A 21,518-nucleotide genomic window follows, 5' to 3' on the forward strand; every position below is an offset into this window, starting at 1 on the left:
AAGGAAAGGCATCGCCTCATGGCCTATCAAACCCTGATCGTCGAGATCGAAGACTATGTCGCGCTGATCCGGCTGAACCGCCCCGATGCGCTGAATGCGCTGAATTCTCAGCTTCTGGGCGAATTGGCTGACGCGCTGTCGGCGCTCGATGCCAATGAAACTGTGCGCTGCATCGTGCTTACCGGCTCGGAAAAGGCTTTTGCCGCCGGCGCTGACATCAAGGAAATGTCCGAAAAAAGCTTTGTTGATATGTTCGGCGAAGATTTCTTCACTCCCGAAACCGAAGCGATGCTGCGTGTGCGCAAGCCGATCATCGCCGCCGTTTCGGGCTATGCCTTGGGCGGGGGCTGCGAGTTGGCGATGATCTGTGATTTCATCATCGCCGCTGACACCGCCAAATTCGGCCAGCCCGAAATCAACCTTGGCGTGGTGGCGGGCATCGGCGGCACCCAGCGGCTGACGCGCTTTGTCGGCAAGTCAAAGTCGATGGACATGCACCTGACCGGCCGCTTCATGGATGCCGCCGAGGCTGAACGCTCGGGGCTGGTCAGCCGCGTCGTTCCCGCCGCCAAGCTGATCCCCGAGGCGATGGCCGCCGCCCGCAAGATTGCCGAGAAATCGGCGCTAACCGTCAAGGTCGTCAAGGAGGCGGTGAACCGCAGCTATGAAACCACGTTGCGCGAAGGGCTGCTGTATGAACGCCGCGTGTTTCATGCGCTGTTTGCCACCGAAGACCAGAAAGAAGGCATGTCGGCCTTTCTTGAAAAGCGCCAGCCGCAGTTCCGCGACCGTTAGGGCAAAAACTTCGCCCGCCCCGTTGACTTGAGAGTGAGTCGCGCATAGAAGCGCGGCTTCAGGATTATCCCTACCGAAATCGGAAAACGACTCATGGCCAATACGCCCCAATCCAAGAAGCGCGCACGCCAGAACGAGCGCCGCAACGACATCAACAAAGCGCGCCGTTCGCGGATCCGCACCTTCATCCGCAAGGTTGAAGAGGCGATCGCCTCTGGCAACGCCGAAAACGCGGTCGCCGCGCTGCGTGCCGCCCAGCCGGAAATGGCGCGTGGCGTCACCAAGGGCGTGCTGCACAAGAACACCGTGGCGCGCAAGATCTCGCGCCTTGCGGCGCGCGTGAAGGCGATTGCCGCCTGAAATTGTCGCTAAGCGACCAGTCAAAGGGCGCGGCCATAAGGCCGCGCTTTTTGTTTGAAATCAATGCCTTGAAAGTTTCTGCCACAGTTTTGAGATTCGTTTCGCCAAAGCGCGCGTCAAGCGCGAAGTTCTGTTGCGGATGATCCCGGCGGCTTGCTAGCGTAACGATGCGATTCACGTCGCCTGGGGGACATGACGTATTGTTGCGGGACTTGTCGGGGCAAACCCGATGCCCGCTGCCTGCCCTGCTGCACAGGCAGGCCAATACGATTCGGCGGCAGGCCTTGCCTGTTGATCGAACGGGCAGAGGCCAACCACGGTTTTCCGGGGGGTTTTTGTTGCGTGTCCAGACATTGTGAATGCTGCGTCCGCGCACAGTCGGTGATCCTCATCACCCCTGGGGCTCTGGCGTTGTATTCTGTCACCCGGGGGCAAGGGGCGCGGCGGTTGGCGCGGATGGACAGGCGGAATGATGACGGAAGAGTTGTGGACAGTGGCGCGAGCCGAGCTTCTCAAAGCAGTTGGCAAAAGTAACTTTGCGAACTGGATCGAGCCGCTGCGTCTGGTTGATCTGTCTGACGGTATCGTCCGCTTTGACGCGCCCACAAAATTCATGCGCGACTGGGTCATGCGCAATTTTTCCGACCATATCCTGCGCGAATTGTCGAACCTTGGCGCGGCTGTGGGGCGGCTTGAAATCGGGGTGCCCGAACTGCGCCCGATCCCCGCACAAACGCTGACTGCACCGGAACCGGCTGCCGCCCGCATCCGCAAAACTGCCCGAGGTGACGAGGCCGATCTGGCCGGTGCGCCGCTTGACGCGCGTTTTACCTTTGACAGTTTCGTGGTGGGCAAGCCGAACGAGCTGGCCCATGCCGCCGCCCGCCGTGTGGCAGAAGGCGGCCCTGTCACCTTCAACCCGTTGTTTCTCTATGGCGGCGTGGGGCTGGGCAAGACCCACCTGATGCATGCCATTGCGCATGAATTGCAGGCCCGCCGCCCCGAATTGCGCGTGCTTTACCTGTCGGCGGAACAGTTCATGTATCGCTTTGTTCAGGCGCTGCGCGACCGCCAGATCATGGACTTCAAGGAGATGTTCCGGTCGGTCGATGTGCTGATGGTCGATGACGTGCAGTTCATTGCGGGCAAGGACAGCACGCAAGACGAATTCTTCCATACCTTCAATGCGCTGGTCGATCAGCGCAAGCAGATCGTGATTTCGGCCGACCGCGCGCCGGGCGAGATCAAGGATCTGGAGGAGCGGATCAAGTCGCGTCTGCAATGTGGTCTGGTGGTCGATGTTCACCCCACCGATTACGAGCTGCGTCTGGGCATCCTGCAAACCAAGGCCGAGATGTATCGTGGCCAATATGCCGGACTGAAGCTTGCCGACGGCGTGCTGGAGTTTCTGGCCCATCGCATCACCACCAACGTCCGGGTTCTGGAAGGTGCGCTGACGCGGCTATTTGCCTTCGCCTCGTTGGTGGGGCGTGAAATCACGCTTGATCTGGCGCAGGAATGTCTGGTCGATATCCTGCGCGCCTCGGACCGCAAGGTCACGATCGAGGAGATTCAACGCAAGGTGGCCGAGCATTACAATGTGCGCCTGTCTGACCTGATCGGCCCTAAGCGGGTGCGCACCATCGCACGGCCCCGGCAGATTGCCATGTATCTGTCGAAACATCTGACTACCCGTAGCCTGCCCGAAATCGGCCGCCGCTTTGGCGGGCGCGATCACACCACGATCATGCATGGCATCCGCAAGGTCGAGGAGTTGAAAGGCGCCGATCGGCAGATGGCCGAAGACCTTGATCTGCTGCGGCGCCTGCTGGAAGCATGACGGGGCCTTGACGGCCCCGACAATGCAGCGGAAAGTCCCGAAAATTCTTGAGCCTGCGCGGAAAACTGCTAGTTTTCCGGTCCCGGTGGCCTTTGGGGGTAGACATGAAGATCAGCATTGAACGCGCGGCACTTCTCAAGGCCGTTGCGCAGGCGCAATCGGTGGTGGAGCGGCGCAACACCATTCCGATCCTGGCCAATGTGCTGATCGAGGCCGAGGCCAACACCGTATCCTTCCGCGCCACCGATCTGGACATCGAGGTGGTGGACAAGGCCCCCGCCCAGGTCGAGCGTGCCGGGGCCACCACGGTTTCTGCGGTGATGCTGCATGAAATCGTGCGCAAACTGCCCGATGGCGCGCTGGTCAACCTGACCGATGACCCGGCTTCGGGGCGGCTGGCGGTGATGGCGGGGCGGTCCAGCTTCAATCTGGCAACGCTGCCGAAAGAAGATTTCCCGGTGATGGCCTCGTCTGAATACAGCGCCAATTTTACCGCACCCGCGGGCGTGTTGCGGCGGCTGTTCGACAAGTCGAAATTCGCGATTTCCACCGAAGAAACCCGCTATTACCTGAATGGTGTCTATATGCATGTGGCGCAGGGCGAAGATGGCCCGGTGCTGCGCTGCGTGGCCACCGATGGCCACCGGCTGGCACGAATCGATGCGCCCCTGCCCGAAGGGGCGGCGGGGATGCCCGGCGTGATCGTGCCACGCAAGACGGTGGGCGAACTGCGTAAGCTGCTGGATGACGATCAGGCGCAGATCGCGGTGTCAGTGTCTGAAACAAAGGTGCGCTTTGCCACGCCGGCGATCACGCTGACCTCGAAGGTGATCGATGGCACCTTCCCCGATTACACCCGCGTCATCCCGACCGGCAATACCCGTCGGCTGGAGGTGGATGCCGCCGAGTTCGCCCGCGCGGTGGACCGCGTCGCCACTGTGTCCTCGGAACGGAGCCGCGCGGTCAAGCTGAGCCTTGACGAGGATCGTCTTGTCCTGTCGGTCAACGCCCCCGATGCGGGCGCTGCCGAGGAGGAGCTGGCCGTGGCCTATGGTGACGAACGGCTGGAAATCGGCTTTAACGCCAAATACCTGCTGGAAATCGCCTCGCAGGTTGATCGGGAAAATGCGGTGTTCCTGTTCAATTCGTCAGGCGATCCCACGCTGATGCGCGAGGGCAACGACACCTCGGCGGTTTATGTCGTGATGCCGATGCGGGTGTGATGCGGGCCGGATCGGTCCGGCCTGACCCTTGCCAACGGGGCGCGCGGTGCTGACCGGGATCACGCTTTTGCAGTTCCGCTCGCACCGGCGGCTTGATCTGACCTTGGACGGGCGCCCCGTGGCGCTGTTCGGGCCGAACGGCGCGGGCAAGACCAATATTCTTGAGGCGGTATCGCTGTTGTCGCCGGGCCGTGGCCTGCGCCGTGCTGCGCCCGAAGACATGGCCCGCAGCCCCGGCGATCTGGGCTGGAAGATCCGGGCCGGGGTGGTGGACGAGGGCGTCAGCCACGAGATCGAGACCGGCGCGCAACCGGGGCAGGGGCGCGAGGTGATCCTTGATGGCAAGCCCGCGCCACAGGTGGCGCTGAGCCGCCTGTTGCGGGTGCTGTGGCTGGTGCCCGCGATGGACCGGCTGTGGATCGAGGCGCCCGAGGGGCGGCGGCGGTTTCTTGACCGGCTGACCCTGTCGTTCCTGCCGCATCACGGCGATGCAGTGCTGGCCTATGAAAAAGCGATGCGCGAACGCAATCGCCTGTTGAAGGACGGGGTCCGCGATGCCGGATGGTATGGCGCGCTGGAAGGCCAGATGGCCGAGGCGGGGGCCGCGATCCGCGCCAACCGGGTGCAGGCGCTGGCCCGGATCGCCGCCGCGCAGCAGGGGGCGGCAACGGCCTTTCCGGCGGCCGATCTTGCGCTCACCGGCGATGGACCTGACGATCTGGCTGCCGCCCTGTCCTTGGGGCGCGGGCGCGATATGGCCGCGGGCCGCACATTGGAAGGCCCACATCGCGCCGATCTGGAGGCCGTCTTTGCCGCCAAGGGCGTGGCCGCCGCGCAATGTTCGACCGGCGAGCAGAAGGCGCTGCTGATTTCGGTGATCCTTGCCAATGCCCGTGCGCTGGCCGCCGAGGGTGCCGCCCCCGTGCTCCTGCTGGATGAGGTGGCCGCCCACCTGGATGCCGCCCGCCGCGCCGCGCTGTATGACGAGTTGTGCAGCCTTGGCCTTCAGGCGCTGATGACGGGCACCGGGCCTGAACTGTTCGACAGCCTCGGTGCGCGTGGCCAGGGTTTTGCCGTGCATGAGGTCGCGGGGCTTTCGGTTGTGGAGAGATGCCCCCTTTGACCCCCAAATCTGGTGTCGGGCGCGTGACAATCCCCCCCGAAGCCCCTATAAGAGGGCAACAATTCCAAGGGAAGCAGGCATGACCGAAACCGACGCACAGCCGAACGATTATGGCGCCGATTCCATTAAGGTTCTCAAGGGCCTGGAGGCGGTGCGCAAACGTCCGGGCATGTATATCGGCGATACCGACGATGGCTCGGGCCTGCACCATATGGTCTATGAGGTTGTCGATAACGGCATCGACGAGGCGCTGGCGGGCCATGCCAACTATGTGCATGTGAAAATTCATGCCGACAGCAGCGTTTCGGTGCGCGACAACGGCCGCGGCATCCCGACCGATATCCACGCTGGCGAGGGGGTTTCGGCCGCCGAGGTGATCATGACGCAGCTTCATGCCGGCGGCAAATTCGATCAGAACAGCTACAAGGTTTCGGGCGGTTTGCACGGTGTGGGCGTGTCGGTGGTCAATGCCCTGTCGGAATGGCTGGAGCTGCGGATCTGGCGCAACGGCAAGGAACATTACGCCAAATTCGTGCATGGTGACACGGTGGAACCCTTGCGCGTGGTTGGCGATGCCGCGCCGGGCGAAAAGGGCACCGAGGTGCGCTTTCTCGCCTCCACCCAGACGTTTTCCAATCTGGACTATGTGTTCAAGACGCTGGAAAACCGGCTGCGCGAACTGGCCTTCCTGAACTCGGGCGTTCGCATCATTCTGGAAGATGAGCGCCCGGTGGAGCCGCTACGCACAGAGTTGATGTACGAGGGCGGGGTGCGCGAATTCGTGCGCTATCTGGACCGCTCCAAAGCCTCGGTCATGGCCGAGCCGATCTTCATCACCGGCGAACGCGGCGGGATCGGGGTCGAGGTGGCGATGTGGTGGAACGACAGCTACCACGAAACCGTGCTGCCCTTTACCAACAACATTCCCCAGCGCGACGGTGGCACGCATCTTGCGGGTTTCCGTGGCGCGCTGACCCGCACCATCAACGCCTATGCCCAATCATCCGGCATTGCGAAAAAAGAAAAGGTCGATTTCACCGGCGACGATGCGCGCGAGGGTCTGACCTGCGTTTTGTCGGTCAAGGTGCCTGACCCGAAATTTTCCAGCCAGACCAAGGACAAGCTGGTTTCATCCGAGGTGCGCCCCGCGGTGGAAAACCTCGTGAACGAAAAGCTGGGCGAATGGTTCGAGGAAAACCCCGGCCCCGCCCGGAACATCGTGGGCAAGATCATCGAGGCCGCGCTGGCCCGAGAAGCGGCCCGCAAGGCGCGCGAACTGACACGCCGCAAGACCGCTATGGATGTGGCCAGCCTGCCCGGCAAGCTGGCAGATTGTCAGGAAAAAGACCCCGCGCTGAGCGAGTTGTTCATCGTCGAGGGTGACTCGGCCGGTGGCTCGGCCAAGCAGGGGCGCGAGCGTAAAAACCAGGCCGTGCTGCCCCTGCGCGGCAAGATCCTGAACGTGGAACGTGCGCGGTTCGATCGGATGCTGTCATCCGACATGATCGGCACGCTGATCACCGCCCTGGGCACCGGAATCGGGCGCGACGAGTTCAATCTGGGCAAACTGCGCTACCACAAGATCATCATCATGACCGACGCCGACGTGGACGGTGCGCATATCCGCACGCTGTTGCTGACCTTCTTCTTTCGGCAGATGCCGCAACTGATCGAGGCGGGCCACCTTTATATCGCGCAGCCGCCGCTTTACAAAGTCGCGCGCGGCAAGTCCGAGGTCTACCTCAAGGATCAGGTTGCGCTGGATGACTTTCTGATCCAGCAGGGTGTCGAGGGCGCGGTGTTGCGGCTGGCCTCGGGCGAAGAGATCATCGGCGCCGATCTGGCCCGCGTGGTTGATGAGGCGCGGATGGTCAAACGCATCTTGCAGGCGTTCCCCACGCATTACCCGCAGCGCATTCTGGAACAGGCCGCGATTGCCGGGGCGCTGCTTCCTGGTCGTGTCGATGTCGATGCGCAGGGTGTGGCCGACGAGGTGGCGCACCGGCTTGATCTGGTGGCGCTGGAATATGAACGCGGCTGGCAGGGCCGGCCGACGCAGGACCATGGCCTGCGCTTTACCCGCAGCCTGCGCGGCGTCGAAGAGGCGCGCACGCTGGATGGTCCGGTGCTGCGCTCGGGCGAGGCGCGCAGGCTCGCCACCCATACCGAGGCGCTGCGCGAGGTTTACGGCCAGCCCGCGCGTCTGGTGCGCAAGGACCGCGACCAGTTGATCCACGGGCCGATCGAATTGTTGGCCGCGATTCTGGCCGAGGGTGAAAAGGGCCTGTCGCTGCAACGCTATAAGGGGTTGGGCGAGATGAACCCTGAACAGTTGTGGGAAACCACGCTCGACCCGTCGGCGCGGACGCTGTTGCAGGTCAAGATCGATGATGTGGCCGAGGCCGACGACATTTTTACCAAGCTGATGGGCGATGTGGTCGAACCGCGGCGCGAATTCATCCAGACCAATGCGCTGAGCGTCGAAAACCTTGATTTCTGATCGGACATGGGGCGCCCCTTGGGGCGGCCCGTCGGTCGTCACATCCCCGGATCAAGCGATTTTTCAACCTTGCCGCCCGCCTCGGCCCAGTCCTTGAAGGCGCCAAGGTTGTAGACCTGATCATAGCCCATTTCTTTCAGAACCATCCCGGCAAGCGCAGACCGCCCGCCCGAGGCGCAATAAAGAATCACCGGCTGATCCTTGCGAAAATGCGGGTCGTGATAGGCACAGTCCGGGTCGGCCCGAAACTCCAGCATCCCGCGCGAGATATGGTGCGCCCCCGCAACCTTTCCCGACGTCGCAACCTCGGGCGCATCGCGCACATCCAGCACCAGCGCCTTTCCTTCAGCGATCATCGCTGCGGCTTCGGCAAAAGGAATGTGGGGAACAGCCGCATTTGCGGCGGCGATCATCTCTTTCACGGTGCGGGCCATCGGAACCTCCTGTTTGGCTTTTCCGCAGCTTAGCACGAAGTTGTGACGGATTCAGCCGCCCGCGTCGCAGATCAGGCCTGCACCGCCAGCACCGCGGCCCAGCCCGCTATTTCGGCCGTCTGCTGCATTGCGCCCAGCACATCGCCGGTTTGCCCGCCGATCTGGCGGCGCGCCAGCCAGGCCAAGGCAAAGGCCGCCAGTGCCATCGTCGCCAGCGCCACGGGGGCTGCCGCGCCAACCAGCCCAAGGCAGGCGATGCCGATCAGCACCGCAACCCAGGGCCGCGGCCCCGCCGCACCCGCCGCCGCATGGCCCAGCCCGTCGGCGCGGGCAGGTGGCATCAGCGCCATCGCCACCGGCATCGTTGCCCGGCTGGCTGCGGCCAGCGCGATCAGCGCGGCAGCGGCCAGCCCGCCGTGCAGTTCGGCCAGTGTGGCCAGCGCCGACCAGCGCAGGCCCAGGCTCAGCATCAGGGCCAGTCCGCCATAGCTGCCGATCCGGCTGTCGCGCATGATCTCCAGCTTGCGCTCGCGCGTGCGGCCCCCGCCAAAGCCATCGGCGCAGTCGGCCAGCCCGTCTTCATGGATGCCGCCGGTCGCCAGCGCACCGGCGGCCAGCGCCAGCCCGGCCGCAAAGGCGGGCGGCAGGCCCAACGCCAGCGCTGCCAGCACCGCCGCCGCACCTACCGCGCCCACCGCCAGCCCGGCCAGCGGAAAGGCCCAGCCCGCCGCCGCAAAACCGGGCGCGTCACCACCGATCCGGCCCGCGGGCAGGCGCGTGAGCAGCATCATTGCCACCTGCGCCTCGGCGATCCGCGCGCGCAGGGTCATGCGCTGGAAACCCCGGCCTCGCCAAAGGTGGCCATGCCGTTGTGGCATTCCAGGGCGGCGCGCAGCACCAGCAGCGCCACTGCCGCCCCCGAGGCCTCGCCCAGCCGCATTCCAAGGTCCAGCACCGGCTTTTTGCCCAAAGTGGCCAACAGCCGCCGGTGCCCCGGCTCGGCGCTGACATGGCCGACGATGCAATGGTCCAGCAGCCGCGGATCGGCGGCATGCAGCGGTGCCACCGCGGCGGTGCAGACGAACCCGTCCAGAATGACCAGGATGCGATGCGCCCGCGCGGCCAGCACCGCGCCCGCCATCGCGGCCTCTTCGCGCCCGCCAAGGGCGGCCAGCGTGCCCATCGGGTCAAGCCCCGCATGGCGCGCCAGCCCCGCATCAACCGCGGCCGCCTTGCGCGCGACGCCCTCGGGGTTCACCCCGGTGCCCATGCCCACCCAGTCGGCCCCTGCGCCGCCGCAGATGCCCGCCGCCAGCGCCGCAGCAATCGTGGTGTTGCCGATGCCCATCTCGCCTACGATCAGCACATCGGCGGCCGGGTCCACCGCAGCCGCGCCGCGGTTGATCGCATCCAGGCACTCCGCCTCGGTCATCGCGGCAGCTTGGGTGAAATCGGCGGTGGGCTTGTCCAGATCAATCTCGATCACGTCAAGCTGCGCCCCCGCCGCGCGGCACAACTGGTTGATCGCCGCCCCGCCGCTGTGGAAATTGGCGACCATCTGCACTGTCACCTCTTGCGGAAACTGGCTGATGCCCTGGGCACAAACCCCATGGTTGCCCGCAAATACCAGCGCCTGCGCGCGATCGATCACCGGGCGCGCGGTGCCGCGGACGGCGGCCATCAGCTCCACCATCTCCTCCAGCATCCCTAGCGAGCCTTGCGGCTTGGTCAGTTGCGCCTGCCTGGTGCGGGCGGCCTCGGCCATCGTGGCGTCGGGGGCGGGCAGGCGGTCGGCCAGCGTGGCGACCTCGGCCAGAGAGCGCAGCGGAAAAACGGGTTCGGTCATGTCATTTCACTTTCAAAGGCAGGCCCGCAACGGCAAGGAAAACCTCATCCGCTGTTGCAGCAACCCATTGGTTCAAAAGCCCCGCGGCATCGCGGAACTCGCGCGCTAGTGCATTGTCGGGCACGATCCCGGCGCCGACCTCGTTGGTGACGATCACCACCGTATCGCGCTGCCGGGGCAGGGCGTCGCACAGCGCGCGCGCCGCGGCGCGCCAGTCGTGGCCGCCCAGCATCAGATTGGTCAGCCACAGCGTCAGGCAATCGACCAGCCGCGGGCCCTGCCCGTCGGTGGCGGCCAGCGCGCCGACCAGATCCAGCGGCTCTGCATGGGTCACCCATTCAGGCCCCCGTCGCGCCCGATGGGTGGCAATCCGCGCCTCCATCTCGGCATCCCAGGCCTGCGCGGTGGCGATGTAGGTTGCAGGCGTGCCAAAGTGCAGCGCCTGCGCCTCGGCAATCGCGGATTTGCCCGAACGGGCGCCGCCGGTGATCAGTATCGTCTTGCTCATGGTGCCGTGACAAAGCAGAAACGCCCGCAAGGCGGAAGAGGAAATGCGACCGTGACCGAGGCCCTCACGACGGAGTTGTTGCTGATCCGGCATGCCCCCGCGATCACCGGCGGCAGGCTGGCCGGGCGCCGCGATGTGCCCGCCGATTGCACGTCAGATCAGGCGTTTGCCGCGTTGCGCGCGGCGCTGGGGGCGGTTGACCGGCGGCTGGTCAGTCCCGCCCTGCGCTGCCGCCAGACCGCCGCCGCGCTGTGGCCAGATGCCGCGCCCCATGCTGACCCCCGGCTGTGGGAACAGGATTTTGGCGCGTGGGAGGGCGTGCCCTACGCCGACCTGCCCGATCTTGGGCTGCGGGCGCTGCCCGATCTGGCCGATCACCGCCCGCCGGGGGGCGAAAGTTTCGCCGACCAATGCGCCCGCACCGCCCCCGCGCTGGTAGCGCTGGCCACCGGCGGGCGGGTGGCGGTGGTGGCGCATGCGGGCACCGTGCGGGCAGGGCTTGCGCTGGCGCTGGGTGCCCCCGGCCCGGCGCTGGCCTTTCAGGTGGCGCCCTTGTCGCTGACGCGGATCACGGCCTTGGCGGGCGGCGGCTGGGCCGTGGGCTGCGTGAACTGGACGCCGGCATGACCGTGGCCCCGCCCCCCGCCTGGGTGCCCGGCCATTTCGGTGAATTCATTCAGGGCCGCCTTGGCCCCGACGGCCCCGTGTCGCTGGTGACGCTGCCCTGCCTGGGGCTGGGGGTGGCGGGCTGGCACTATCCGGGGCATGGTCTGCGGGTTCATGGTGCAGGGCAACGGCTGGCCACGCCCGCGCAGGCGCGGCATTTGCTGGCGGTGCTGGGCCTGCGGCTGTCTGGCGGCGTGGTGTTGCGTGCCACCATGCCGGCGGGCGGCGGGGCCGGGGCCTCGACCGCATCGCTGGTGGTGCTGGCGCGGCTGGCGGGCTGGCGCGGCGATCCGCTGGTGCTGGCGCGCGCCTGTGTTGCGGCCGAAGGCGCCAGCGACCCGCTGATGTTTGCCGCTCCCGAATGCCTGCTGTGGGCCTCGCGCCGGGCCGAGGTGCTGGATCGGCTTCCCGCCCTGCCGCGGATGGAGATCTTGGGCGGTTTTTACGGCCCTTTGCAGCGGACCGACCCGGCAGAGGCGGATTTTCCCGACATCTCCGATCTGGTCGAAGGGTGGCGCTCTGTAGCCGTGTCGGGCGATCTGAAGGGGCTTGCAGACCTGGCATCGGCCTCGGCTGGACGAACCCTGCGCTGGCGTGGCCATCACGATGACCCCACGCCGCAGATCGCCCGCGATCTGGGCGCGCTGGGCTTTTGCATCGCCCATACCGGCGCCGCGCGCGGGTTGATCTTTGCCCCCGGCACCGTGCCTGCGGGGGCCGGGGCAACCCTGCGTGCGGCAGGTTTCACCCGCCTTGTGCAATTTTACACCGGAGGCGAGCGATGACCACCGCCCTTGCCATGCTGATCGCGCTGGCGGTCGATGCGGCCCTTGGCTGGCCCGACCGTCTCTATGCCCGCATCGGCCACCCTGTCACTTGGATCGGGCGACTGATTGCGGCGCTTGACCGGCGTCTGAACCGCGAGACTGCGCGCGATGCCGCGCGTCGGGCGGCGGGACTGGTGGCGGCGCTGGGCGTGATCGGCTTGGCCGCCGCCGCCGGGGCGCTGGTGCAGGCCCTGTTGCCGGGCGGCTGGACGGGCGCGGTGCTGGCGGGGGTGCTGGCCTGGCCGCTGGTGGCTGCCCGGTCGATGCATGATCATGTGGCCGCCGTCGCGCGGCCTCTTTCGGCGGGCAATCTGGCTGTCGCCCGGCAGGCGGTGTCGATGATCGTGGGGCGTGACCCCGCGCAACTGGACCAAGCCGGGGTCGCCCGCGCGGCGATGGAAAGCCTTGCCGAAAACACCTCGGACGGGATTGTGGCACCGCTGTTCTGGGGCGTGGTGGCGGGATTGCCCGGCATCGCCGCCTACAAGGCGATCAACACGCTCGATTCGATGATCGGCCATCGCTCCCCCCGGCACGAGGCGTTCGGCTGGGCCGCGGCCCGCATCGACGATGTGGCGAACCTGATCCCGGCGCGGCTGACCGGGGTCGTGTTCGCCGCGGTTTCGTCGCGCCCGCGCGCCGCGCTGGCGGTGATGGGCCGCGATGCGCGCCAGCACCGTTCGCCCAACGCAGGCTGGCCCGAGGCCGCGATGGCCGGGGCGCTGGGCATCCGCCTGTCGGGTCCGCGCGTTTATGCCGACCGGGTGGCGAATGAGCCGTGGCTGAACCCCGGCGCCCCCGACCCGACGCCCGCCGATCTGGCGCGTGGCCTTGCGCTCTATCGTCGCGCGATGGTTGCGCTGGGGGCGCTATTGCTGCTACTTGCGGCGCTCTAGGCGGGAGCGAGATGCGCGATCACGGCGGCAATATCGACGCGGCAAAGGCCCGGTTCGGCGGCGCAGACTGGATAGACCTGTCCACCGGCATCAACCGCGTGCCCTATCCCATCCCCGTGCTGACGGCCGAGGCTTGGACGGCGCTGCCCACCGCGGCGGCGCTGGTCGGGTTGACCGCCGCCGCAGCGCGGGCCTATGCGACGTCCGCCATGATCCTGCCCGTTGCGGGCGCGCAGGCGGCGATCCAGATGATCCCCCGGCTGGGGCCTGCGGGGCGGGCACGGGTGCTGGCGCCCACTTACAACGAACATGCCGCCAGCCTGCGCGCCGCGGGCTGGCAGGTTGACGAGGTGGGCAGGCTGGCCGATCTGGCTGGCGCCGATCTGGCGGTGGTGGTGAACCCCAACAACCCCGATGGCCAGACCCACGCGCCCGCCGCGCTGCTGGCGCTGGCGGCGCAGGTCGGGCGGCTGGTCGTGGATGAAAGCTTCGCCGACGCGCGCGCCGATCTGTCGGTTGCGCCGCAGGCCGGGCAGCGGGGGCTGTTCGTGCTGCGGTCGTTTGGCAAGTTCTACGGGTTGGCCGGGCTGCGACTGGGATTTGTTCTGGGGCATCCCGAGGAAATTGCCGATCTGGCGCAGATGGCCGGCCCTTGGCCCGTTTCGGGCGCCGCAATCCAGATCGGCCAGGCCGCGCTGGCTGATGCCAACTGGGCCGCCGCCAGCATCGCCCGGCTGCGGGCCGATGTCGCCCGCCTTGATGCGCTGGCCATCGCCGTGGGCTGGAACACCGTGGGGGGCACCGAACTGTTCCGGCTTTATGACACCCCCGACGCCCCCGCGGCGCAGGCGCGGCTTGCCCGCGCCGCGATCTGGTCGCGCATCTTTCCCGCCTCGCCGCGCTGGCTGCGGCTGGGCCTGCCGGGCCGCCCAGTTGAATGGGCGCGCCTCGAAACTGTCTTCAGGAGTTGACGATGGATTTTACCCCCGATCAGGCAGCCTCCTTGGCCGAAGTGCTGCGCTGGCGCCGCGATGTGCGCCATTTTCGCCCCGATCCGATCGCTGAGCCGGTGATGGAGCGGCTGCGCGCGGCGATGGAAATGGCACCCTCGGTCGGCAATGCGCGGCCGTGGCGGGTGCTGCGGGTGAAAACCCAGCCCTTGCGCGATCAGGTCGCGGCCGAGTTCGAACGCTGCCGCGCCGCCGCCGGGGCGCGCTATGACCCCGCGCGCCAGACCGCCTATCAGGGGTTGAAACTGGCGGGCATCGACCAGGCACCCGAACAGCTTGCCGTATTCACCGTGATCGACCCCGCCGAGGGCGCGGGCCTTGGTCGTCAGACCATGCCCGAAACGCTGCGCCAATCAACCGCGATGGCGGTGCATACGCTGTGGCTGGCGGCGCGGGCCGAAAACCTTGGGCTGGGTATGGTTTCAATCGTCGATCCGCGCGCGATGGAGCGGATTTTCGACGTGCCTGCGGATTGGGAGTTTTCGGCCTATCTCTGCCTCGGCACGCCCGAGTTTACCGATGATACGCCGCTGCTGCATCGCAGCGGCTGGCAAGAAAACACTCCGACGCTGTGGCAGGTCCAATAGCCCTGACGCAGCGTCGGGCGTGACAGGCGGTTGCGCCTGCGCTTGGCTGGTCGCGCCAGGGAGGGACACAATGACCGACTACCCCACACTGCTTGCGCCGCTATATCTGGGCCATGTCACGCTGAAGAACCGCGTGCTGATGGGCTCCATGCACACCGGGCTGGAGGAAACCGGCGACTGGAACCGCGTGGCCGAGTTCTATGCCACCCGCGCGCGCGGCGGCGTTGGGCTGATGGTCACGGGCGGCATGGCGCCGAACCACGAGGGCGGGGTGTTTCACGGTGCCGCAGGCCTGTTCACCGTGCAGGATATCGCCAACCACCGGAGTGTCACCGACCGGGTGCATGACGCGGGCGGGCGCATCGCCATGCAGATTTTGCATGCAGGGCGCTATGCCTACGGCCCCGACTGCGTGGCACCCTCGCCGATCCGTTCGCCGATCTCGCCCTTTGCACCGCAGGAGCTGACCGAGGCGGGGATCGAAAAGCAGATCGCCGACATTGTGACCGCCGCCGTCCGCGCGCGTGAGGCGGGCTATGACGGGGTCGAGATCATGGCCTCGGAGGGCTATCTGCTGAACCAGTTTCTGGTGCGCCACACCAACCGCCGCACCGACCGCTGGGGCGGGGTCTACGAAAACCGGATGCGCCTGCCGCTGGAGGTGGTGGCCCGCGTGCGCAAGGCAGTGGGGCCGGATTTCATCGTCATTACCCGGATTTCGCTGATCGACCTGGTGCCCGATGGCTCCACCTGGGACGAGGTGGTCACGTTGGCCCGCGCGCTGGAGGCGGCGGGAACCACGATCCTGAATACCGGTATCGGCTGGCACGAGGCGCGGGTGCCCACCATTGCCACCTCGGTGCCGCGCGCGGCCTTCACCTGGCTGACCGCACGGCTGCGCGCCGCCGTCCGTGTGCCGGTGATCGCCTCGAACCGGATCAACACGCCCGACCTGGCCGAGGCGGTGCTGGCCGCGGGGCAGGCCGACATGGTGTCGATGGCGCGGCCGTTTCTGGCCGACCCCGATTTTGTTGCCAAGGCAGCCACCGGCCGCGCCGCCGAAATCGCGCCCTGCATCGCCTGCAATCAGGCCTGTCTTGACCATACCTTTGGCGGCAAGCTGGCCACCTGTCTTGTGAACCCGCGCGCAGGGCAGGAAACCGAACTGGTGCCTGTTCCCGCCGCGGTGCCCCGGCGCATTGCTGTGGTGGGGGCGGGGCCTGCGGGCCTGACGGCGGCCATCACCGCCGCGGGGCGGGGCCATTCGGTTACCCTGTTCGAAGCGGCGGGGCAGATCGGCGGGCAGTTGACCCTTGCCGCGCGCATACCGGGCAAAGAGGAATTCGCAAGCCTGATCGGCTGGTTCGCCACCATGATCGACCGGTCTGGGGTCGATCTGCGGCTGAACAGCCGCGCCACGCCCGAGGTGCTGGCGGGCTTTGACGAGGTGATCCTGGCCACCGGCGTCAGCCCGCGCGACCCGTGCATTCCGGCCGATCCCGGCGCGCGGGTCGCCAGCTATGTCGAGGTGCTGACCGGCGCCATCACGGCGGGGCCGCGCGTCGCCATCGTCGGTGCGGGGGGCATCGCCTTTGACGTGGCCGAGTATCTGACCCAATCCGGGCCTTCGGCTACGCTCCACCCCCAGGACTGGCGGCGCGAATGGGGTGTGGGCGACCCGGCCGACGAACCGGGCGGGCTGACCGCGCCTGCGCCTGCGCCCGCCGCGCGGGCCGTCACGCTGATGCAGCGCAAACCCGAAAAGCCGGGCCGTGGCTTGGGCAAGACGACGGGCTGGATTCACCGCGCGCAACTGGCCGCGCGCGGGGTGCAGATGCTGGGCGGGGTGAATTACGACCGCATCACACCCGAGGGGATCTGGGTGTCCTCTGGTCCCGACCGGGAAAACCCCCGCCTGATCGCAGCCGATACGGTGGTGCTCTGCGCAGGCCAGATGCCCGAGCGCAGCCTTGCCGCCGCGCTGACGCGACCCTGTTATCTGATCGGCGGCGCCGATGTGGCGGCCGAACTGGATGCCAAACGCGCCATAGATCAGGCCTACCGACTGGCGCTGACGCTGTGAAAAGGGGGGGCTTTCGCCCCCCGTTCCGGTCTTAGTGCAGCGCCGCACCGGCGGGCTTGTCGATTGTTGCTCGGGGCGGATGCCCGCCCACGCTCAGCCCGGCAGGCCCCGCCGTGACGATCACCGTCTCGCCATCCTTGACCGCGCCCGACAGCAGCAACTCGGCGAGCGGGTCTTGCAGATGGCGCTGGATCACCCGTTTCAGCGGTCGCGCGCCGAAGACCGGATCATAGCCCTCATCGGCCAGCCATTTGCGCGCCGCCTCGTCCAGATCAAGCGTGACCTTGCGCGCGGCCAGCCGTTTTTCCAGCCGCTTCAACTGAATCGTGACGATCCCGTCCATGTTGTCACGCGTGAGCCGGTCAAAGATGATCGTCTCGTCCAGACGGTTCAGGAATTCGGGGCGGAAATGCATTCGCACCGCCTCCATCACCTCGGTCCGCGCCGCGCCGCTGTCGGTTCCCTCGGGCAGCAGGCTCAGGGCTTGGCTACCCAGGTTCGAGGTCAGCACGATCAGCGTCTGCTTGAAGTCCACCGTGCGGCCCTGACCATCGGTCAGAACGCCATCGTCCAGCACCTGCAAAAGCACGTTGAACACATCGGGATGTGCCTTTTCCACCTCGTCGAACAGCACAACCTGATAGGGGCGGCGACGGACGGCTTCGGTCAGCACACCGCCTTCGTCATAGCCCACATAGCCCGGAGGCGCGCCGATCAGCCGGGCGACAGAGTGTTTCTCCATGAACTCCGACATGTCGATGCGCACCATAGCGGTGTCATCGTCAAACAGATATTCGGCCACCGCCTTGGTCAGTTCGGTCTTGCCCACACCCGTCGGCCCAAGAAACAGGAACGACCCCAGCGGGCGGTTTTCGTCGTTCAGCCCGGCCCGCGCGCGGCGCACGGCATTGGCCACGGCAGTTACCGCCTGTTTCTGGCCGATCACGCGACGCCCAAGCTCTTCCTCCATCCTCAGCAGTTTTTCGCGCTCGCCCTCCAGCATTTTCGAGGTCGGAATGCCGGTCCAGCGTTCGACGACCTCGGCGATCTGCTCAGGGCGCACGGCCTCTTCGACCATCAGCCCGTCCGCGCCCGAATCCGCCTCGGCCAGTTGCCGCTCCAGATCGGGGATGCGGCCATATTGCAACTCGCCGGCCTTGGCAAAGTTGCCCTCGCGCTTGGCCTGCTCCAGTTCAGCGCGCGCGCGGTCAAGCTGCTCTTTCAGCCCGCGCGAGGTATCCAGCTTGTCGCGCTCGGCCTGCCATTTTGCGGTCATCCCGGACGAGCGTTCCAGCAAGTCTGCCAGTTCCTTTTCCAGCGTTTCCAGCCGGTCGCGGCTGGCCGCATCGTCTTCCTTCTTCAGCGCCTCGGCCTCGATCTGCAATTGCAGGATGCTTCGGTCCAACTGGTCCAGTTCTTCAGGTTTGCTGTCCACCTCCATCCGCAGGCGGCTGGCGGCCTCGTCCATCAGGTCGATGGCCTTGTCGGGCAGGAAACGGTCGGTGATGTAGCGATGGCTCAGCGTCGCCGCCGCCACCAGCGCACTGTCGGAAATGCGCACCCCGTGGTGCAGCTCGTATTTCTCCTTGATCCCGCGCAGGATGGAAATTGTATCCTCGACCGTGGGTTCGTCTACCTGCACCGGCTGGAACCGGCGGGCAAGGGCTGCGTCCTTTTCCACATATTTGCGGTATTCATCCAGCGTGGTGGCGCCGATGCAGTGCAACTCGCCCCGCGCCAACGCGGGTTTGATCAGGTTCGCGGCATCCATCGCGCCATCGGATTTGCCCGCGCCGACCAGCGTGTGCATTTCGTCGATGAACAGGATGATCTCGCCCGCCGCCGCGGTTATCTCCGACAGGATCGCCTTCAGCCGTTCCTCAAACTCGCCGCGGTATTTCGCCCCGGCGATCAGCGCACCCATGTCCAGCGCCAGCAGCCGCTTGTTGCGCAGGCTTTCCGGCACATCGCCCGACACGATCCGCAGCGCCAGACCTTCGGCGATGGCGGTCTTGCCCACGCCGGGCTCGCCGATCAGCACCGGGTTATTCTTGGTGCGGCGGCTCAACACCTGCATGGTGCGACGAATTTCCTCGTCGCGACCAATGATCGGGTCGATCTTGCCGTCCTCGGCGGCCTCGGTCAGGTCGCGGGCATATTTCTTCAGCGCATCATAGCCTTGCTCGGCGCTGGCGCTGTCGGCGGTGCGGCCCTTGCGGATGTCGTTGATGGCGGTGTTCAGCTTTTGCGCGGTCACTGCGCCCGCGTCCAGCGCATCCTTGGCGCGGGTGTTCACCATCGCCAGCGCCATCAGGATGCGTTCGACCGGCACGAAACTGTCGCCCGCCTTCTTGGCCAGCTTCTCGGCCTCGTCCAGCACGCGCACGATGGAGGGGTCGACGTAAACCTGCCCGTCGCCACCCGAAATCTTGGGCTGCTTGTCCACTGCCGCATTGACAGATTCCAAGACGCGCGCGGGCTCCCCCCGCGGCGCGGCGGATCAGGTTGGCCGACAGCCCCTGATCGTCATCCATCAGGGCTTTCAACAGATGCTCGGGCAGAACGCGCTGATGTCCCTCGCGCATCGCGATGGTCTGGGCCGCCTGCAAAAAGCCGCGCGAGCGCTCCGTGAACTTTTCCATGTTCATCGGCTATCCTCCTTCAAAGCCCCCGGCCTTGGCCGCCCGTCATGGCACGGCCCGTTCCGGGTCTTGCCAAAAATGTGGAGGTGGCCGTGCCCCGCTTCAAGGGGCCGCCGCGAATTTGCGCAAGCCCCGCTTGACGCGCGCGTCCCTCCGGCCCATGACGGGCCAACCCTGACCGGAGGCTTCCATGACCACGCCCGATGACCGCCTGATCGTTGCCCTCGATGTGCCCAATGCGCTGGCCGGGCTGGAGCTGGCGGGGCAAATCGGCGATGCTGTCAGCTTTTACAAGATCGGGCTGGGCATGCTGACTGGCGGCGGTCTTGCGCTGGCCAACGAGCTGAAGGCTGAACAGGGCAAGCGCATCTTTCTGGACATGAAACTGTTTGACATCGGTGCCACGGTCGAGGCGGCGGTGCGCGGCCTTGCGCGCTACGACCTTGATTTCCTGACCGTGCATGGCGATCCGCATGTGGTGCGCGCCGCGATGCAGGGGGCCGCGGGCAGCGCCACGCGGATTCTGGCGGTGACCATTCTCACCTCGCTCGACCGCGCCGATCTCGATGCAAGCCTGATCCGCGCCGGTGCGATCCCCGATCTGGTGGTGGAACGCGCCGCCCGCGCCTTTGAGGCCGGGGCCGATGGTGTGATCGCCAGCCCGCAAGAGGCGGCGGCGATCCGTGCCCTGCCCGAAGCTGCGGGCAAGCTGATCGTCACCCCCGGCGTGCGCCCCGCAGGCGCAGCCCTTGGCGATCAGAAGCGCGTGGAAACGCCCGCCGCAGCGATTGCCGCTGGCGCCGATCATATAGTGGTGGGCCGCCCCGTCTGGCGGGCCGAAAACCCGCGCGCCGCGGCGCAGGCGATTCTGGCCGAACTGGCGGGCCTTTAATCCTCGTTGATGTCGCGGTCCCACAGCCGGATCTGGCCCTTGCGCACGCCCACCAGGCGGCGCAGCAGGGCCCAGGTGGCCAACGCGCCCACGGCCGCCACCAGCAACATCGGCGCAAGCGATCCGCCCAGCAGACCCAGCCACAGCAGCCCCGCCACGATCAGCGCGCCCGCCGCCAGCCCCAGAAGGTAAAACCCCGGCGCGATCATCTCGGCCCCGGCCAGCGCCACCCCCGCCACGACCCAGACCCAAGCCTGCTGCCAGATCATTGCGCCTTGCCTTTCAACAGCTTGAACGCATCGCCAAAGGCATCCAATGCCGCCGCGGGCAACAGCACGACCTGCTTGCCCTCGCCCTTGCCCACGGCCTCCAGCGCTTCGACCTGTTTCAGCGCCACTTGATACTGCGCCGCCTCCAGCCCGCTTTCCTTGATCGCGGCTGCGATCACGCCGGTTGCATAGGCCTCGGCATCAGCCAGAACGCGGCGCGCCTTGGCCTCCTGCTCAGCGGCATAAAGGTCGCCATCGGCAGCCAGCTCCACCGCGCGCTTGCGCCCTTCCGCCTCTGTCACCTGTGCGCGGCGCGCGCGCTCGGCGTTCAATTGCTGCAACATCGCCGCCCGCGTCGCCTCATCCAGATTCACATCCAGAATTTCGGCTCGTGTCACCTCGATGCCCCAGTCGTCAACCATCGCCCGCACCTGTTCGCGGATCTTTGCGATCAGGTCGGCGCGGTTCGACTGCACCTCGTCCAACTCCATCTTGCCGATTTCCGACCGCACGATCCCGGCCACGGTGGTGGCGATGGCGGCATCCACATCGCGGATACGGTAGACGGTCTTTTCCGGTTCGGTGATTCGGTAAAACACCGAGGTTTCTACCTTTACCAGCACGTTGTCGGTGGTGATGGCATCCTGCTGCGCGGTCGGCAACTGCCGCTCCAGCACTGAAATGCGATGCGCCACCCGGTCCAGAAACGGCACGATGAAGTTGATCCCCGGCCCCAGCACCGCGCGCAACCGGCCAAATCGTTCCACCACATGCTTTTCAGACTGCGGAACGATCCGCACCCCCAGAAAGATCGCCAGAATAAGGAACAGCGCAATTGCGATCGACACCGCATTGCTCCCCGAAATCACCTGGCCCGCCAGATCGCTGTCCATGCCGCCCCCGCTGAAAACCCCGTCAAAGATGCGCCAGCCCCGGCCCAAGGGCAAGCTCGCCTCCGCGTTTCCCTCGGCCATCAAATCACGCTATGCTTTCATCTTGGTAAAAATATCCCGGGGG

At 66.4% G+C, this 21,518-nt stretch carries 19 protein-coding genes and 1 pseudogene; 13 read left to right on the forward strand and 7 right to left on the reverse strand.

The genetic code is table 11. The annotated features are described in order from the left end of the window. Positions 1 to 18: 18 nt before the first annotated feature. The 6 genes from C5F46_RS02465 (at position 19) to gyrB (ending at position 7,841) form a co-directional block, all read left to right on the forward strand. Positions 19 to 795 carry an enoyl-CoA hydratase gene (locus C5F46_RS02465; protein ID WP_107323782.1) on the forward strand — a complete coding sequence of 259 codons (777 nt, stop codon included), beginning with the start codon at positions 19 to 21 and terminating at the stop codon, positions 793 to 795. Between the two features lie 93 nt (positions 796 to 888). After that, positions 889 to 1,155 (forward strand): 30S ribosomal protein S20, encoded by a 267-nt coding sequence (rpsT, locus tag C5F46_RS02470; protein ID WP_107323783.1) that lies wholly within the window; start codon positions 889 to 891, stop codon positions 1,153 to 1,155. Positions 1,156 to 1,627: 472 nt separating this feature from the next. Continuing rightward, on the forward strand, positions 1,628 to 2,995 hold the full coding sequence (gene dnaA / locus C5F46_RS02475; protein ID WP_107323883.1) for a chromosomal replication initiator protein DnaA: 1,368 nt from the start codon (positions 1,628 to 1,630) through the stop codon (positions 2,993 to 2,995). Between the two features lie 104 nt (positions 2,996 to 3,099). Beyond that, positions 3,100 to 4,218: a DNA polymerase III subunit beta gene (gene dnaN / locus C5F46_RS02480; protein WP_107323784.1), complete on the forward strand. Its 1,119-nt coding sequence runs from the start codon at positions 3,100 to 3,102 to the stop codon at positions 4,216 to 4,218. A 46-nt stretch (positions 4,219 to 4,264) separates the two neighbouring features. Beyond that, a complete protein-coding gene (gene recF / locus C5F46_RS02485) occupies positions 4,265 to 5,341 on the forward strand; it encodes a DNA replication/repair protein RecF (RefSeq protein ID WP_107323785.1) in 1,077 nt (358 codons plus the stop codon). A gap of 79 nt (positions 5,342 to 5,420) precedes the next feature. After that, on the forward strand, positions 5,421 to 7,841 hold the full coding sequence (gene gyrB / locus C5F46_RS02490; RefSeq protein ID WP_107323786.1) for a DNA topoisomerase (ATP-hydrolyzing) subunit B: 2,421 nt from the start codon (positions 5,421 to 5,423) through the stop codon (positions 7,839 to 7,841). Positions 7,842 to 7,879: 38 nt separating this feature from the next. On the opposite strand, the gene C5F46_RS02495 is transcribed toward gyrB, so the two are convergent. From C5F46_RS02495 to cobU, 4 genes are all read right to left on the reverse strand, one after another. Then, complete coding sequence (locus C5F46_RS02495; protein ID WP_107323787.1) at positions 7,880 to 8,275, reverse strand: rhodanese-like domain-containing protein; 396 nt, start codon at positions 8,273 to 8,275, stop codon at positions 7,880 to 7,882. A gap of 71 nt (positions 8,276 to 8,346) precedes the next feature. Continuing rightward, a complete protein-coding gene (locus C5F46_RS02500; RefSeq protein ID WP_107323788.1) occupies positions 8,347 to 9,105 on the reverse strand; it encodes an adenosylcobinamide-GDP ribazoletransferase in 759 nt (252 codons plus the stop codon). Beyond that, a complete protein-coding gene (gene cobT / locus C5F46_RS02505; protein WP_107323789.1) occupies positions 9,102 to 10,121 on the reverse strand; it encodes a nicotinate-nucleotide--dimethylbenzimidazole phosphoribosyltransferase in 1,020 nt (339 codons plus the stop codon). The genes C5F46_RS02500 and cobT overlap by 4 nt, the downstream gene beginning before the upstream one ends. Before the next feature lies 1 nt (position 10,122). Beyond that, positions 10,123 to 10,629, reverse strand: a complete 507-nt coding sequence (gene cobU, locus C5F46_RS02510; RefSeq protein ID WP_107323790.1) for a bifunctional adenosylcobinamide kinase/adenosylcobinamide-phosphate guanylyltransferase — start codon at positions 10,627 to 10,629, stop codon at positions 10,123 to 10,125. Between the two features lie 51 nt (positions 10,630 to 10,680). Between cobU and C5F46_RS02515 the strand changes: the two genes are divergently transcribed. The 6 genes from C5F46_RS02515 to C5F46_RS02540 all read left to right on the forward strand — a co-directional run bounded on the left by C5F46_RS02515 (position 10,681) and on the right by C5F46_RS02540 (position 16,698). After that, entirely contained in the window at positions 10,681 to 11,256 is a 576-nt protein-coding gene (locus C5F46_RS02515) for a histidine phosphatase family protein (protein ID WP_107323791.1), read from the forward strand. Next, the gene (locus C5F46_RS02520; protein WP_107323792.1) at positions 11,253 to 12,080 is read left to right on the forward strand and encodes a propanediol utilization protein; all 828 of its coding nucleotides are present in this window, start codon (positions 11,253 to 11,255) and stop codon (positions 12,078 to 12,080) included. The genes C5F46_RS02515 and C5F46_RS02520 overlap by 4 nt, the downstream gene beginning before the upstream one ends. Continuing rightward, positions 12,077 to 13,018 (forward strand): adenosylcobinamide-phosphate synthase CbiB, encoded by a 942-nt coding sequence (gene cbiB / locus C5F46_RS02525; RefSeq protein WP_107323793.1) that lies wholly within the window; start codon positions 12,077 to 12,079, stop codon positions 13,016 to 13,018. The genes C5F46_RS02520 and cbiB overlap by 4 nt, the downstream gene beginning before the upstream one ends. 11 nt (positions 13,019 to 13,029) lie before the next feature. After that, the gene (cobD, locus tag C5F46_RS02530; protein WP_107323794.1) at positions 13,030 to 13,989 is read left to right on the forward strand and encodes a threonine-phosphate decarboxylase CobD; all 960 of its coding nucleotides are present in this window, start codon (positions 13,030 to 13,032) and stop codon (positions 13,987 to 13,989) included. A 2-nt stretch (positions 13,990 to 13,991) separates the two neighbouring features. Next, positions 13,992 to 14,615, forward strand: coding sequence for a 5,6-dimethylbenzimidazole synthase (gene bluB / locus C5F46_RS02535; RefSeq protein WP_107323795.1), 624 nt, complete (start codon positions 13,992 to 13,994; stop codon positions 14,613 to 14,615). A gap of 70 nt (positions 14,616 to 14,685) precedes the next feature. Continuing rightward, positions 14,686 to 16,698 (forward strand): oxidoreductase, encoded by a 2,013-nt coding sequence (locus C5F46_RS02540; protein ID WP_107323796.1) that lies wholly within the window; start codon positions 14,686 to 14,688, stop codon positions 16,696 to 16,698. A gap of 31 nt (positions 16,699 to 16,729) precedes the next feature. Here the strand turns inward: C5F46_RS02540 and clpB are convergent. Beyond that, a pseudogene (gene clpB, locus C5F46_RS02545) lies at positions 16,730 to 19,346 on the reverse strand (ATP-dependent chaperone ClpB). Between the two features lie 184 nt (positions 19,347 to 19,530). On the opposite strand from clpB, the gene pyrF reads away from it, so the two are divergent. After that, entirely contained in the window at positions 19,531 to 20,232 is a 702-nt protein-coding gene (pyrF, locus tag C5F46_RS02550; RefSeq protein WP_107323797.1) for an orotidine-5'-phosphate decarboxylase, read from the forward strand. Here pyrF and C5F46_RS02555 read toward each other — a convergent pair. Together C5F46_RS02555 and C5F46_RS02560 are read right to left on the reverse strand one after the other, a co-directional pair. After that, complete coding sequence (locus tag C5F46_RS02555) at positions 20,229 to 20,501, reverse strand: NfeD family protein (protein ID WP_107323798.1); 273 nt, start codon at positions 20,499 to 20,501, stop codon at positions 20,229 to 20,231. The two genes, pyrF and C5F46_RS02555, sit on opposite strands and share 4 nt — an antisense overlap. Beyond that, entirely contained in the window at positions 20,498 to 21,394 is an 897-nt protein-coding gene (locus tag C5F46_RS02560; RefSeq protein WP_107323884.1) for an SPFH domain-containing protein, read from the reverse strand. The genes C5F46_RS02555 and C5F46_RS02560 overlap by 4 nt, the downstream gene beginning before the upstream one ends. Positions 21,395 to 21,518: the final 124 nt, after the last annotated feature.

It is taken from the genome of Phaeovulum veldkampii DSM 11550 (genome assembly GCF_003034995.1).
GTDB classification, from domain to species: Bacteria; Pseudomonadota; Alphaproteobacteria; order Rhodobacterales; family Rhodobacteraceae; genus Phaeovulum; species Phaeovulum veldkampii.

Excerpts from the sequence above, each read along its gene's own strand:
- C5F46_RS02465 (WP_107323782.1), top strand. The coding sequence starts at position 19 with ATGGCCTATCAAACCCTGATCGTCGAGATCGAAGACTATGTCGCGCTG.
- rpsT (WP_107323783.1), top strand. The coding sequence starts at position 889 with ATGGCCAATACGCCCCAATCCAAGAAGCGCGCACGCCAGAACGAGCGC.
- dnaA (WP_107323883.1), top strand. The coding sequence starts at position 1,628 with ATGACGGAAGAGTTGTGGACAGTGGCGCGAGCCGAGCTTCTCAAAGCA.
- dnaN (WP_107323784.1), top strand. The coding sequence starts at position 3,100 with ATGAAGATCAGCATTGAACGCGCGGCACTTCTCAAGGCCGTTGCGCAG.
- gyrB (WP_107323786.1), top strand. The coding sequence starts at position 5,421 with ATGACCGAAACCGACGCACAGCCGAACGATTATGGCGCCGATTCCATT.
- C5F46_RS02495 (WP_107323787.1), bottom strand. The coding sequence starts at position 8,275 with ATGGCCCGCACCGTGAAAGAGATGATCGCCGCCGCAAATGCGGCTGTT.
- C5F46_RS02500 (WP_107323788.1), bottom strand. The coding sequence starts at position 9,105 with ATGACCCTGCGCGCGCGGATCGCCGAGGCGCAGGTGGCAATGATGCTG.
- cobT (WP_107323789.1), bottom strand. The coding sequence starts at position 10,121 with ATGACCGAACCCGTTTTTCCGCTGCGCTCTCTGGCCGAGGTCGCCACG.
- cobU (WP_107323790.1), bottom strand. The coding sequence starts at position 10,629 with ATGAGCAAGACGATACTGATCACCGGCGGCGCCCGTTCGGGCAAATCC.
- C5F46_RS02520 (WP_107323792.1), top strand. The coding sequence starts at position 11,253 with ATGACCGTGGCCCCGCCCCCCGCCTGGGTGCCCGGCCATTTCGGTGAA.
- cbiB (WP_107323793.1), top strand. The coding sequence starts at position 12,077 with ATGACCACCGCCCTTGCCATGCTGATCGCGCTGGCGGTCGATGCGGCC.
- cobD (WP_107323794.1), top strand. The coding sequence starts at position 13,030 with ATGCGCGATCACGGCGGCAATATCGACGCGGCAAAGGCCCGGTTCGGC.
- bluB (WP_107323795.1), top strand. The coding sequence starts at position 13,992 with ATGGATTTTACCCCCGATCAGGCAGCCTCCTTGGCCGAAGTGCTGCGC.
- C5F46_RS02540 (WP_107323796.1), top strand. The coding sequence starts at position 14,686 with ATGACCGACTACCCCACACTGCTTGCGCCGCTATATCTGGGCCATGTC.
- pyrF (WP_107323797.1), top strand. The coding sequence starts at position 19,531 with ATGACCACGCCCGATGACCGCCTGATCGTTGCCCTCGATGTGCCCAAT.
- C5F46_RS02555 (WP_107323798.1), bottom strand. The coding sequence starts at position 20,501 with ATGATCTGGCAGCAGGCTTGGGTCTGGGTCGTGGCGGGGGTGGCGCTG.
- C5F46_RS02560 (WP_107323884.1), bottom strand. The coding sequence starts at position 21,394 with ATGGACAGCGATCTGGCGGGCCAGGTGATTTCGGGGAGCAATGCGGTG.